The sequence below is a fragment of the Candidatus Zixiibacteriota bacterium genome (assembly GCA_016933955.1).
Taxonomy (GTDB): Bacteria; Zixibacteria; MSB-5A5; order GN15; family PGXB01; genus JAFGTT01.
The window spans coordinates 109167-123207 of sequence record JAFGTT010000008.1; the positions used below are offsets into that span (position 1 = coordinate 109167).

General features: G+C 51.7%; 9 protein-coding genes. 3 read left to right on the plus strand and 6 right to left on the minus strand.

Features of this window, described 5'->3' with window-relative positions; all coding sequences use genetic code 11:
- The first annotated feature begins 17 nt into the window (after positions 1–17).
- Positions 18–2225 carry a hypothetical protein gene (locus JXQ28_02020; protein ID MBN2276499.1) on the plus strand — a complete coding sequence of 736 codons (2208 nt, stop codon included), beginning with the start codon at positions 18–20 and terminating at the stop codon, positions 2223–2225.
- Between the two features lie 36 nt (positions 2226–2261).
- Positions 2262–2792, plus strand: a complete 531-nt coding sequence (locus JXQ28_02025; protein ID MBN2276500.1) for a hypothetical protein — start codon at positions 2262–2264, stop codon at positions 2790–2792.
- Between the two features lie 77 nt (positions 2793–2869).
- On the opposite strand, the gene JXQ28_02030 is transcribed toward JXQ28_02025, so the two are convergent.
- From JXQ28_02030 to JXQ28_02055, 6 genes are all read right to left on the minus strand, one after another.
- Positions 2870–4369, minus strand: coding sequence for a LamG domain-containing protein (locus JXQ28_02030; protein ID MBN2276501.1), 1500 nt, complete (start codon positions 4367–4369; stop codon positions 2870–2872).
- Positions 4370–4472: 103 nt separating this feature from the next.
- The gene (locus tag JXQ28_02035) at positions 4473–5960 is read right to left on the minus strand and encodes a hypothetical protein (GenBank protein ID MBN2276502.1); all 1488 of its coding nucleotides are present in this window, start codon (positions 5958–5960) and stop codon (positions 4473–4475) included.
- Positions 5961–5970: 10 nt separating this feature from the next.
- Positions 5971–7104, minus strand: a complete 1134-nt coding sequence (locus tag JXQ28_02040; protein MBN2276503.1) for a hypothetical protein — start codon at positions 7102–7104, stop codon at positions 5971–5973.
- Positions 7094–8407, minus strand: coding sequence for a tetratricopeptide repeat protein (locus tag JXQ28_02045; GenBank protein ID MBN2276504.1), 1314 nt, complete (start codon positions 8405–8407; stop codon positions 7094–7096). The genes JXQ28_02040 and JXQ28_02045 overlap by 11 nt, the downstream gene beginning before the upstream one ends.
- Before the next feature lie 29 nt (positions 8408–8436).
- The gene (locus JXQ28_02050) at positions 8437–9492 is read right to left on the minus strand and encodes a hypothetical protein (GenBank protein MBN2276505.1); all 1056 of its coding nucleotides are present in this window, start codon (positions 9490–9492) and stop codon (positions 8437–8439) included.
- Between the two features lie 65 nt (positions 9493–9557).
- Positions 9558–11102, minus strand: a complete 1545-nt coding sequence (locus tag JXQ28_02055; protein ID MBN2276506.1) for a serine/threonine protein kinase — start codon at positions 11100–11102, stop codon at positions 9558–9560.
- Positions 11103–11353: 251 nt separating this feature from the next.
- Between JXQ28_02055 and aceE the strand changes: the two genes are divergently transcribed.
- Complete coding sequence (gene aceE / locus JXQ28_02060; GenBank protein MBN2276507.1) at positions 11354–14038, plus strand: pyruvate dehydrogenase (acetyl-transferring), homodimeric type; 2685 nt, start codon at positions 11354–11356, stop codon at positions 14036–14038.
- Positions 14039–14041: the final 3 nt, after the last annotated feature.

Below are 14041 nucleotides of genomic sequence, written 5' to 3' on the forward strand. Positions count from 1 at the left end.
ATTGAGATAAAGTACTTATGAAATTTAGCAAGATATTCGGTGTTTTCAAAAAGGGCGCCAAGGCCGCCGGCAAAAAAGGCAAGAAGGGCGAGGTCGCCCGATTCGGATGGCCGTCCGGAACCCGGATTGGGGTTTTCGGCCATGAGAATTCCGGTAAAACGGTCTATTTTACTGTCCTCAACGAGGATTGCAAGATCGCCAAAAATCTCCAGATTTCGGTCACCGACAATGCCACGGCGGGCGAATTTCTCTCCAATTTCCGCAACCTCTGGGGCCTGGGAACATCCGACGGCACCGGAACCGTGGTTGATTCCCGGGGTGAAAAGAATTTCCCCGATCCGACCGGCAGTGATAAGGTTCTCCAGTTCACCGCCATTCTCGACCGCGGCAAAAAAATGGCCGTGGTGACTTATGATTATAACGGCAAGGCGGTTTCTATTTCCGGTACCAACGATCTGGCCGAAAAAGTTATCGATTTTATGACCGGATGTGCCGGCCTGATGTTTTTCTTCGATCCCAAAATTCTCGGTTCCGAGCTTCAGGTGCAAGCTCATGTGGCATCGTTCGTCAATATGCTGGAGCGGCTGGCGCCGCTTGAATCGAGGATGCCGATTCCGATCGCACTGGTGATCAACAAGGCTGATATCCTGCCCGGTTTTTCCGGTGATGACCAGGTGGTTCTGGTCAACCCCGAGGATGAGCATTTTATTTCCGATGATTTCGAAATTTTCCTGGAAAAAGTTTTAAGCAGTAACAAAATCGCCGCCAATTCCGTCTGGGCCGGTTCGGTCCGAAATATCCTGGTTAAGCTCCGGGAGTTTCTGCGGGTGGTGGTCGGGCGGACGCTAGATTTTCAGGTTTTCTTCGTTTCCAATACCGGAACTTCACCGGAGAAAGTGGGGGCTGATGTCGGGCGCTCGATCTACAAACCCCCGGCCAAAATCAACCCCATCGGCGTTCGGGAACCGTTCTACTGGCTCCTCCACTCGGTCGTCCGCAACAAGCGGATCGGCCTTTTCAAAAAGGTTACCCGGTATGTCGTCACGGCCAGTATTATCTGGATACTGTTTTATTCTCTGCCTTTTATCTATCATTTCAGTTTCCTGATGTCGAAACCGGTCGAGGTGGAAAATAATATCTTAAAGCAGTACGGCGGTAATCAACTGAGCACGACCGACGGCGACCGGATGACGATAATGCGGGAGTACGACCGGTATAACAACCGCTGGCTGGTGAAAAAGATGTTCCCTGATTTTCAACTGCCGTCGAAGAAGATTTACGAAACCTACAAGCACTTTAATATCGGGGCCGCGGTGGGACGGCTGGATAATCTAATCGGCGAATTCACCCGTATCGTCGCCGATTCGACCGCCTGGCCGGCGTTCAACCCCAACACGGGCGAGCTCAATCTCAATGACCGGCATAAAGCCCTGCTGGCCGCCCTGGACAGCCTCCATACCGGCGAGGCCACTTCGGTGCTCTATGTCCGGGCCGGCCGAACCAAAGTCGCCTGGGAATTGTTCGCCGGTTTTTTGAGCAAACGCCAGGATCTCGAAGCCGCCCGAAGAATCCAGGACCAGGTTCTCTTCGACAAAAATAATGCCGAGGATTACGGGGCCGAGGAGGAAAGACTGGGACAGGCTCTTTTGAATGTGGCCAAAGTCAAGGAAGAAAAAGTGGTCCGGAAGGCCGATTCCGAACAGGCCCTGACTCAGTACAACGAACTTAAAGATCGAATCAATAATTCCAACGAACCGGCTTTCCTGTTTGGCAAGGCGGTCAGTGATCTTAAGAAAATTCTGGGTAAACTGGGAGCCGACGATATCGCCGAAAAACAAGCCATCCAGAAATATTTACGCGAAATTGACAAATGGAATGAACCGCACTCCTATACTTATAAAATTGTCTCGATACCGGATGCCGGTCATGTGCATGTCGATGTGGCGGCCAATGGCCAGGAACCGACCTGGGCCGACTCGACTCAGCTTTTTGAGGGCGAGGAGCTAAAAATCAAATGGAAGATTGACGAGGATATTTATATCGGGTATGATACTCCCGGGGCGCCTGAATACTGGGGCCGCACCACGGTCGGAAAGGTTGTGCTCAAGGGTAAATACGATTTATTTGCCATGGATGGCAGTGTCGAATTCAAAGATATCGGGAAAACCGTCATTTTTAGCTTTAAGCCGTCCCTGCAGGGGATGTTGCCACGTTTGGAAGAATAAAGGATTTATCAATTAATTATAGACAGGGAGTTGGGGATGAATCTGAAAAACAGCCGGATTACATTAAATTTCGTCGTTATTGCCGCTCTCCTGGTCCTCCTGACCGCCTCGGGAGCATGGGCCGGAAAAACACAGATACCTCAGGGGCAGAAGGTCAAGGTTCGCTTTAATCAGAATATGGTCATCAGTTCCGGAAAACTGATGAAAGGCCTGCCGCTTCTGATCGAACTGGCGGAACCGATTGTGATCGGGGGCAAAACTATTGTTGAGGCGGGCGCTGAAGGCAAGGCCGAAGTCGTCGATGTTCGCGAAGCCTCCAAACCGGGTAAACCGGGATATCTGAAAATCGCCTTCACCGAGCTGAGCCCGAAAGGGGAATATAAAAGCAAGGATGGAGCCAAAATCATAATCAAGGGTGAGCAGGAAGCAACCGGGAAACCAAAAAAATTGATGTCCTGGCTGTTCTGCCTTGGCCTGTTCATTTCCGGAACCGAGGCGACGCTGGATGTCAATAAGACTTATGAAGCCGAGGTGGTTGAGGCTATTATCCTGCAGAGTGAAGAATAATTTTCCCGACCGGAATTAAAAAAACCGGGGAACATATCCCCGGTTTTTTTATACCCTGCAATTTCTGAAATCAAATACTACGGGACAATTATTTTGGCCGTCGGGCCATAGTAAAGTTGGACCAGCGTCTCCGGGTCAAGAGCGGTATTAAGAAGAAAAACTTCGTCGAGCGTCCCTTTAAAGTAATTGGGAACATCGCCCGACCGCCGCCCCAGATACAAGGGCGAGGTATTGGTTGATGTTGCCCACGTTGTTCCACCCGAACTCCATTCGCCGCCGACCGCTTTCCCATCGACCACGCAGGCGATCGTTTCCGGGTCACCGAATTGATGTGCCACGGCTACATGATGCCAGGCATTATCCCGAAAATCGACCGGAACCTCATAGCGATTACCGGCCGCACTACCGAATCGGAAATAAAGTATATCTCCGCCACTGACACCGGAACGGGTGTATTCGACCATGTAATTGATTTCCGTAAGGCCAATACTTTTGCAAAGCAGTGTCGCATCGGCCTCATTCTTACCTATCTTGACCCAGAAAGACATCGTAATCCCGTCGCTTAGATCCAGAACATTATTGTCAGGAATTTCAATGTAATCGCTGACACCATTGAATGACCGTGCTGTCCCTATAGCGCCTTTTACCAGGGATGTCCCGGACGCTGTCCCGTTCAAATGATTCCCGGAGATATCCAGGACGATATCATCCGCGTTATCATTCATTCGCCAGTAGGCGACCATGTAGTCGAAGATATTGAACAGCTCGATGGTGGTCATGTCGTTATGAATGCTTGAAACCGGAATCGAATCGCCATTATTTCGAAGCAGAAAAAGCGGCCGAATATCCAGGTTCACTTCTTCCAGCGAGGTCCCGGGAACATAGGTGTAAAAGGTGATGGTAGCCAGCCGGCCAAATCCGGAATCATCGACAATCGTACCGTTGGATTCGTTATTCCAGATACTCAGACTGAAACCACTGCTTCTGATATACTCCATTTCGATCGTACTGTCCGCATTCTGGTTCAAGTCCACCTTTTTCGGATACAACTGGTAATATTCATAGAGAAGATCGAGGTCTATCCGGTTGAGTCGGAAGATATTGTAAACCAGGACATCGATCTTGACAAAAGTCCCCTGGGCCGATCGAATAAAATGCGGCGATAGGCGGAGCATAGGAACCTGGGGAGTCAGGCTGATGTCCAGTTCCATTGGACCGTCTGTTTCGATATCGACCATCGTCTGGCCGCGATATATGAGCGTCCCCAGGGTGTCATAAACCCGGAGGTCAAAAAACCGTTCGCGCCCGATCGGCACCTGGATCTCGCCGTAAATATATCCATTCACCAGTGTTAACTCGAAATCGAGAGGAACATCGATTTCGGGACCGGTGATGGTTAGAAGGATGTCGCCGTACTGCTCAGGCGCCTGGCTCGACGTCAGGCGACTGCTGATGATTATCGAAAGACCGCCGGTTGAATCATTGACTATTTTTTTTGAACACCCGCCGCCCAGCAGGAAACAAACAGCGATGACGGTCAGTAAGGCCCGCATGGTCTTTTTAAGCGGAGGATTCATCCTGTTTTTCCTTTCATTGCATCGGCCGGATTTCCGACCGATTCGCGTCCCCGTTTATCATCATAATTCCGGGGATGGGCCAAGAGCCTCTCCCCGAAACCAATCATTTTCCCACATCGAACATGCTTTCGCTCAGGGCTGTCCGGTAAATGGAAATATTGTCCAGACCGCCCATAAGGTACAGCCCGTCTTCGCCGGGCTGACGCCCGAACAGCAGACTGCCGTCATTGGTTAAAACTTCCTGACGGCTGCTCATGTTCGGGACCGACATGGTTCTTGTTTGCCAGTCCACGGCACAGAAGGCTCCGACCGGAGTGGTGAAAGGTATACCCATAATGATATAATGCCACTCGTTATCGGCCAGGTTAATCGGGACTACGAAACTGGTCCGCGGCGGCAGGCCGTACGATAATATCAGCTGGTCGCCCGTGGTCGCGTAGCGCCGATACTCCAGCATGAAATTGGCATTACCATTCGCCCCCTGCTTGCTCAAAATAACGGCGTCATCCGAACCGTCCTCGATAAGAACTTCCAGCTCGATAGTGATGCCTTCGGTTATATCCAGCAGGTCATCATCGCCCACCTCGATATAATCGGAACTGCCGTTGAAATACCGGGCCATCCCGTAACTGCCTTCATTGATAGTGGTGCCGTAGGCCAAGCCGTCCAGCCCGTTGCCCGATGAATCATAAACTGCGTCACCTTCATACTCATTCATCAGCCAGTTACCGGACAGAAAATATTCGGCCGCCAGAAGCTCCACCACGCTCCCCTCGGGCGCCACCTGCTCCAAAAAAATACTGTTCCCCTCATTGTCCGCCATATAATGTATTTCCAGCGGAAGTTCGGTGGTGTCGGCCAGAGAGCCGTAGGGGACATTGTAGGTCGAGAAGTAAAGCGTTCCCAGGTAAGCGTAACCGGTATCATCGACAATCATGTTTCCTGTTATCGTATCCTGAATACCGATGGCAAAACCACTCTGATCGATATAATAGTAGGTTACATTCGATCCCAGCCCGGGATTCAGCTCGAACGAATCGACATAGAGAAGGTAATAATCATAATTGATCGAAAATTCTATCTGGTTAAGTTCGCTGATATTGTACACCTTGAGATCGACCGCGAAATTGGAATATTCCAGGGCCGTGATTGTGCCCGGAACGATTTTCATCATCGGTACCTGGGGATACAGGTTGATCGTTATCAGGAGAGGTTCTGCATCTCCGGTTGAACTAGCCACATTGACGGTTGTCCGGCCGGTGTAGATAAGCACTTCGGATTTGTCATAAACCTCGATCCGGAAAACCCGGTTACGGCCCGCCGGGACAATTACCTCACCGACCAGATAACCATTTTCAACGATAAGCTCGGATACGATCGGTTCGATGATACCCGGTCCGGTCACCGTAATGGAACCGTACGAAACCTGCCCGGCGTAGGCGATTCCATCCAATGAGGCGCTGATTCGAATCGTCCCCTGATCGAGAAAGTCACTATTGACCACCTTTTCGGAACAGCCCGGCAGGATGGCCAGTAAGACAGCCATAATTATCATAATTGAGGAGCTTTTGACATCTTTCAGATTATGCATATCTCACCCCCTAAAAGCCCGCCGCCAGCCCGGCCGTAATCTGAAAACCGCTTAAGTCCATATCGCCGCCATAGGCCGAACCGGTGAAGTATTTAAAGCCCAGATCGAAACTAAGGTCGCGGCCGAAATTCCGCCCGTACATGATTCCGGTACCGAACACCGTCGCTCCGTCAACATCCTGGTCGATCTCCTCGAACCCGCCGATTATCTTCAGTTCCATATTCGGACCGATATACCAGTCGGTTCCGGGACGGTATGTGAAGGCGCCGTTGATGGAAAATTCATTGCCGTACATCTTCAGCTCCGAGATAACCGCACCGCTGGTGATATCATAGCGGGTGTGGCGGCCCCGGATAAGATACCTGACATATCCGTTCAGGCTGTAATCGGTTTCACCGTAAGCACCGGCCAGCCGGATATCGAACTGCTGACTTTGTTTGAAAATTTTATCGCCGTCGTACTTATCGGTTCCGTACAGAGTATATACCATGTCCAGGGAATAATTCGTCCGATCGCCGCCGGTGGCGGCATTGGCATTGATACTGAAAAAATTCCCCGGTTTGTAATTCAAACCGTCCTCATAGGGGGTGTAACTGCCGTTAAACTGATATGACATTCCGGCCCCGCATTGAAAACGCCCCAGGGCGGCCGCACCGCCCAGAAGCATATTCACCCCCAGGCCTTCTCCCAGCCGCCGCAGCGGAAAATCGAGATAATTCTGCGACAGGACATCGATAACCGCCCGCTCTTCGTAGGGGTCGAGCTTCCGCTTTCCGACCGGAAGATTGAGACCGATGCTGGCCAGAATCCGGTCATCGCTGAACGAGCGGCTGGCCTGAATCCGAAAATCCGATAATCCCGAAAGCGATGAGTCGGAACCGTAATACGACAGCACATTGGTCGACCCCGCCATGTAGAACCGGGTTTCGAAATTGTCGCTCAGAGGAATAAAACCGCTGACCGGTACCGTGAATTGGTCAATGTCGATTTTACCGCTTTCGCCATCCATATTCCAGTGGCTATACACCATCCGGAGCGATCCGGCCGATGGTTCACCGTAAATTATCTGCCCGAACGAGGGGGTAACTGCCAGAACCATCAGCCCCGCGGTTAATATCCCGATAATAATTCTTTTATTCCGCATCGAGATCCCCCCTTATGATAATGACCCGTGATCCCAGGTTGATGACCGGCGGATTGATCGGAGGATTCCCGAACCGCTCGTATAAAGTTTGCTCCGAGATGAACCCGGAATTGAGAAGGGTCGTGATCTGGGTTTGATCGAGTCCGGTTTCCTCGCCGCCGGTTTCGCTTTCGCTCGAAGAAGTTGCCGCTTCCTCGAAAGTCTCGAATGATTCACCCCCCTCACCGCCGGAAACGGCCGCCACCTGATTGGCCTTGGCCGCCGCCGGCACGAAATTTTTATCCTCGGTGACCGCCTTGTTGTATTCTTCACGGGCGGCATCATACATCCCCCGGCTCTGGTAATCCAGACCGCGGCAATAGGCCATGAAAGCCAGGAACGATTCAGTCGGGACCTCTTCGACAGCGTCCCGCTCGGCCTTCGTCAACTGGATTCCGAGACTGTCGATTATGCCAAAAACAAAATCCTTCTGGATTTTGAAGAACTTGTTGACATCCCCCTCGATCGGCGCTGTCCGTTCGGCGGAACTGTCCCGGGTGCTGACAATAGCCCCATCCAGCCTGAGAGCATTATCCCCGGCGCTTAAAACCGTCCCGGTGATCAGATGTTCGCTTCCCAGAAGACGGCCAATCCGGGGCGAAGTGCCCGGATCGACTTTACCGGAGGCGCCCAGCTTTAGCTCGTTCAACAAAACATCGATCTTGAGACGATCGATAACTTTCAACTGCGTTACTTTGGCCAGATCAATCGACGTGAACTCGGCCAATCCCTTACTAATCGGCGCGAGGTCTTCCGGCAACTGCGACCCGTCGAAATCAACCACGGCGATGCTGTTGTCGGGAATATTGCTCACCTTAAGACGGCTCTCGTTGGCCACCGCGGTTTCGACCTCAGTCTTTATCTTCTGCGAAATCAGCCGATCTAGATGCCCCCGGATCAGGTTTCGGGTTTCTGCCGAGGTATCGAGATTCAAAGCCGAGGAATAGGCCGCGATAGCTTTATCGGTTTGCTTTTTCTGTTCGAAAATAAGCCCGATAAACAGGTTGGTGCGGGCATCCGGTGTGATGTTATTGGCCTGCATCAGGGCATCCTCGGCTTTAATCAAATCACCCTGTCGATAAAAGGCCACCCCGATTTCACGCCAGGCCTGATAGTTATCCGGATGCTGGGCGATCTCTTTATACAGGTAGTCGATTCCTTCCTGGTACCGACCCTCATCGATATTTTTCCTCCCCTGGCCGTAAAAACCCTGCGAACAGCCGGCCGCCACCAGGAGGAAAACTATCAGTATTTTCTTAAGCATATTCTACTCCCCGGCACACTCGTGCCGAATTAACCAACCAGCGGCCGGTAGATGTCCATTTTCCTCTTGGCTTCGATAAAACTGTCGTCTTTTTCATAAGCCATTTTGAAATATTCATAGGCGTTCTTATAATCGTACTTATCCATATAATCCAGACCGCGGGCATACAGCTTGACCGCATCCATCGACTCGGTCCCGCCTTCCTCCAGCATAACCTTGGTCTCCTTGGGCAGGATAATATCGAGTTTCTCCGCTAGTTCGCCTACCAGAGCCTTCTCCATCCCGACATAATCCGGCTTGCCTTCCTTGTCCACCGAGGCCAGGATTTCCGAAGTTTCCACCTTGACCACCCGCACGATCATGCGTGTATTCTTGTCATCGATCTGGGTTATACTCCCGAAAACCATCAACTGCGCGCCCAGCAGTTTCCCCACCCGGGCCGCCGTTTCCGCATCGACTTTCCCTTTTTCCGTCAGCTCCAGTTCCTTGAGAACGAAATCGATTTTATCCCGTTCGACCACTTTCAGGGAACTGATCAGGGAGAAATCATGCTGGAAGAAATCGGCCAGTCCTTTGCTCAGCTCGCCCATTTCCTCTTTGTACTTGCCGATCGAGTAATTATCGAATTCCATGATGGCAATCGTCCTGATCTCCGGATCGCGGCTTTCATCGGGACAAACCAGCATATTTTGCGCGTTGGTGATTTTGTACCACTGATCCCGAAGTTCCGCCGGCCAGATATCGCGCGGGAAATTGATCACGCAGGGGCCGATCTGCGATATTTTTTCCAGGAATTCGAAGGCCTTGCGTTGATAAGCCTGCCCCATAGCATAGGTAATCAGGCTCTTGACCTCGAAAATGGCAATACTGTCCTTGGCTGTCAGGTTGTCTCGCTTCAGGAGCTCATCGGTGATTGCCAGCCCCTTGTTGAATTCGAGCTCGCTGTACAGATCGACCGCCGCGGCCAGCTTGCTGGCTACATCCGATGTCTCCTGCGCTAGTGCCGTCGGGCCGTTCAGCCCGAACACCGCCACGGCCAGACCGATCAAACAGATAGCATAAACGGCCTTGAATTTGATTATCATAACTACTCCTTGATTAATACTATTTATATTTTGTTTGTCTTAATTATCTTATAAAGATAACGGATTTATTCCGTGGTATCAAATATTACGCGGCTGGTGTCATTTTTCCTAACCACCGCCTTTTCGCTGCGATCGATATTCTCGCCGTCTTTGTCCAGGGTTATACGCACCGTATATTCCCCGACCGGCTTGTGAAAAGTGTATGGCGTCGTTTCGCTCTGAAGCTGACCGTCCAGATAAATATCGGCCATGAACGGTTTTGAGCCTACCAGAAGCCAGCCGGAATCGACTGCCACCGGCGGCGGTTCATGCACCGGGGCCGGTTTGGGGAATTCGAAAGTGAACTGACGGCTGAAATTCTCATCGGACGAAAGATAAAAATCGCTTTCATACAACTGCGGCACCGCCTTTTTATTCTCCACCCGCATAACATACTGCCCGGTATCGGCGTTGAACGTGGTTTCGCTGACATTACGCCCGATCAGCATATCGTTCAAATATATATCGCCCGATGGTTCGATCGTCAGGGCAATGGTGCCGACCGGTGAAACTTCCGGTTCAATGGCCACGTTGCTCGAATCGGCATTTGTTACCTGACGTTCATCGGTTACGACTTCCGGTTGGGAAATTACTTCCTTTGTCTGCACGTTATTCCCGCCCGAGGGCCAGAACAGCCAGAGCCCGAATGCAACCATGGCCACCGCCGCGACCCCGATCAGGACCGGAACCGTTTTAGATTTTTCTCCCTCTGGACGGGTGACCGGTACGGCCGCGGTTTTATCCTCATCGGCGGCGGCGTATTTCCGCATGATCGGCACCAGCGCTTCTTTCATCTCACAGGCCGACTGATAACGCTCCCGTGGATCGCGTTTCAGCGATTTCATAATCACCGCCTCAAGATCCCGGGGAATTTCGGAATTTATCTTACGCGGGCTTTGGGGATCTTTGGTCAGTTTGGCGTCCCGGATTAGAAACTGGTTGTCACCCTTAAACGGCACCTCGCAGGTCAACAGAAAGTACAACATGGTTCCGGCCGCGTAAATATCGGCCAGGGCGTAATCGATATTTTCATTCCCGGTGAACTGCTCGGGAGACATATAGGCCGGGGTTCCGCAGGCTGTCCCGGCCATGGTCAGGCTTGGGTCGCTTTTACCCTTGGCGATCCCGAAATCGATAATCTTGATATGCCCGGCCAGGTCAATCATGATATTGCTCGGCTTGATATCCCGATGATATATATCTTTCTGGTGAGCCACCTCGAGAATATCGAGAACCTCGCTGGTTATCCGCAGCGATTCCTCGATACTGAACTTGCCCTCCTTCTCGACTTTTTCCTCCAGCGTCACCCCATCGATATATTCCATGGCGATGACAAAATCCTCCCCATGATTAAAAAAGTGTTTGATCCGGCAGATATTGGAGTGACCGTCAAGAAGGGCCAGTTTATCCGCCTCCTGGCGGAAACGATCAGCCTGCCCGGGATCGCTCAGGATTTTTAAAACGACTTTGAGATTGGGGACATCCTTGTGGACCGCCAGATAAACTCGGGCCATTCCCCCGGAACCGATTTTTTTCAGGATTTTATAATTTCCGATAAACTGCTCTTCCATAACACAACAATATATATCTTATGCTTTAAGCCTGCAATAAAAACAGTATATCCATTCCGCGAAGGCCGTTTTTCCACAATTCAGTCTTTAACCCTGCGAAACGTCAGCCCTTCCAATGATACCATGTTACTTGCGTGGCCACAATTAATACCAATTTTAATATTTTATACGCCGCCATATCTTCGTATAAATTAAAATTAGGCTGGAGAGGATTTTTTTACCTTGCACTGATCAAAATGACAGGTGCCAAAATGACGGAAAAAGAAAAATTTAATTACAATAACAGCCTTGAAGAAGAAAACCTGGAATGGCTGGAATCACTCGATGATGTTTTCGAAACCGGCGGTCTTCAGCGCCTTGGCGATTTGCTCGAACTACTCAGGAAGCGAGCCGCTGAACTGGGCCTGCCGCGGCCGACCCCGGGCCGGACAACCGATTATATCAACACCATCCCGCCCCAAGAACAGCCGCCATATCCCGGAAGCCGCGAGATCGAACGGCGGATAAAGAGTATTATTCGCTGGAATGCCATGGCTATGGTGGTTCGGGCCAACCGCCATGAGCACGGTATCGGTGGTCATATCTCTACCTATGCCTCGGCGGCGACCCTGTACGAGGTCGGTTTCAACCACTTTTTCCGCGGCCGGGGAGAAAAACACCCCGGCGACCTGGTCTATTTCCAGGGGCACGCTTCACCGGGAATTTATGCCCGCGCTTTTCTTGAGGGACGGCTCAATGAAGGCGACCTGGAAAACTTCCGCAGAGAACTCGATCCCAACGGCGGACTGTCATCGTATCCTCACCCGTGGCTGATGCCCAATTTCTGGCAATTCCCGACTGTTTCGATGGGTCTCGGGCCGATTATGGCTATCTACCAGGCTCGTTTTAACCGCTATCTCGAACAACGAGGCCTGATCCAGCCTTCCGACCAGAAAATCTGGGCCTTTCTTGGTGACGGGGAAACCGATGAACCGGAAACCCTCGGCGCCATCACCCTGGCCTCGCGGGAAAAACTGGATAATCTCATTTTCGTCATCAACTGCAATCTCCAGCGTCTCGACGGGCCGGTGCGCGGCAATGGCAAAATTATCCAGGAACTTGAGGCCGCTTTCCACGGAGCCGGATGGAACGTTATCAAGGTCGTCTGGGGTTCCCAGTGGGACCCGCTTCTGGAAAAAGATACCGAGGGCCGGCTGGTTCGGCGCATGAATGAAACGCCCGACGGGCAATTCCAAAAATACACCGTTTCCACGGGGGATTATATCCGCAGGGATTTTTTCGGCCGAGATCCGAAACTTCTAGAAATGGTTAAAAACTACTCCGATGAACAACTGGAAAAACTCAACCGCGGCGGGCATGACCCGGCCAAGGTTTACGCCGCTTATAAAGCGGCTTTCGAGCATCGTAGCTCGCCAACCGTCATTCTCGCCAAAACCGTCAAAGGTTACGGTCTGGGTGAAGCCGGCGAGGGGCGCAATGTCACTCACCAGCAGAAAAAACTGAATGAGGAAGAATTGCGCGAATTCCGCAGCCGGTTCGGTATTCCCATTTCCGATCGCGAAATCGCCGAGGCTCCTTTCTACCGCCCGCCCGATGATTCCCATGAAACCAGATATCTCCTCGACCGGAGAAAAGAACTGGGCGGTTATCTCCCGCGAAGGGTGGTCAATGTCGAACCGATCACCACACCCGATGACCAGCTGTTCGGAGAATATTACGAGGGAACCGAAGACCGCGAGGTCAGCACCACGATGGTCTTCGTGCACATGCTTTCCAAATTGATGCATGATCCGAAAATCGGAAAAAATATTATCCCTATCGTACCCGACGAAATGCGGACCTTCGGTATGGAAGCCCTGTTCCGCAAATTCGGCATCTATTCCTCGGTCGGGCAGCTCTATGAACCGGTCGATAAAGAGGCTTTGATGTACTACCGCGAAGCGAAGGATGGAGCCATTCTGGAGGAGGGGATTACCGAGGCCGGTTCGATGTCTTCTTTCATCGCCGCGGGAACGTCATATGCCAGCCATGGTCTTAACCTGATTCCGTTTTTCGTTTATTATTCCATGTTCGGTTTTCAGAGGATCGGCGATTTGATCTGGGCCGCGGCCGATATGCAGACCAAAGGTTTCCTTGTCGGCGGCACCAGCGGCCGAACCACTCTTTCGGGCGAGGGATTACAGCACCAGGACGGCAACAGCCACCTTCTGGCTTACCCGGTCCCGAATCTGAAGGCCTATGATCCCGCCTTCGCGTACGAGTTGGCTGTCATCATCCGGGATGGCATCCGCCGCATGTTTGAAAACGGGGAAAACATTTTCTATTATCTGACGGTCGCCAATGAATTCTACACTATGCCGCCCCGGCCGGATCATGTCGAGGATGAAGCTATCCTGAAAGGTCTCTACAGGTACCATCGCTCGGATAATAAAACCTCCAAGGCAAGGGCCCACCTGCTCGGCTCCGGGGCCATTCTGAATGAGGCTGTCCGGGCCGGAGAAATTCTTGAAGAAAAATTCGGGCTGGCCGCTGATATCTGGTCGGTGACCGGCTACAAGGAATTGTACCTCGACGCCCTCCATGCCGAACGGTACAATATGCTGCATCCCGCCGAAGACCGGAAAAAACCGTATTTGACCAGCATCCTGGAAAAAGAAAAAGGTGTCTTTATCGCCGCCTCAGATTATGTTCGGGCACTGCCGGCCTCAATCGCAAAATGGGTTCCCGGTCCGTTTTTACCCCTGGGAACCGACGGATTCGGGCGTTCCGACGGGCGGAAGCAATTGCGCGATTTCTTCGAAGTCGATGCCCGGTATATTGCCCTGGCCGCCCTGTCGTCCCTCTGGCGCGAAAAAGCCATCGAGCGGAAATTGGTCGAAATGGCCATCAAAGAACTTGATATCAATCCCGATAAACTCAACCCGCTGATCTCATAAGAT

Bases quoted from the DNA above. Each gene is read 5' to 3' on its own strand.
- JXQ28_02040 (MBN2276503.1), bottom strand. From the start codon at position 7,104: ATGCGGAATAAAAGAATTATTATCGGGATATTAACCGCGGGGCTGATG.
- aceE (MBN2276507.1), top strand. From the start codon at position 11,354: ATGACGGAAAAAGAAAAATTTAATTACAATAACAGCCTTGAAGAAGAA.
- JXQ28_02045 (MBN2276504.1), bottom strand. From the start codon at position 8,407: ATGCTTAAGAAAATACTGATAGTTTTCCTCCTGGTGGCGGCCGGCTGT.
- JXQ28_02025 (MBN2276500.1), top strand. From the start codon at position 2,262: ATGAATCTGAAAAACAGCCGGATTACATTAAATTTCGTCGTTATTGCC.
- JXQ28_02030 (MBN2276501.1), bottom strand. From the start codon at position 4,369: ATGAATCCTCCGCTTAAAAAGACCATGCGGGCCTTACTGACCGTCATC.
- JXQ28_02035 (MBN2276502.1), bottom strand. From the start codon at position 5,960: ATGCATAATCTGAAAGATGTCAAAAGCTCCTCAATTATGATAATTATG.
- JXQ28_02050 (MBN2276505.1), bottom strand. From the start codon at position 9,492: ATGATAATCAAATTCAAGGCCGTTTATGCTATCTGTTTGATCGGTCTG.
- JXQ28_02055 (MBN2276506.1), bottom strand. From the start codon at position 11,102: ATGGAAGAGCAGTTTATCGGAAATTATAAAATCCTGAAAAAAATCGGT.
- JXQ28_02020 (MBN2276499.1), top strand. From the start codon at position 18: ATGAAATTTAGCAAGATATTCGGTGTTTTCAAAAAGGGCGCCAAGGCC.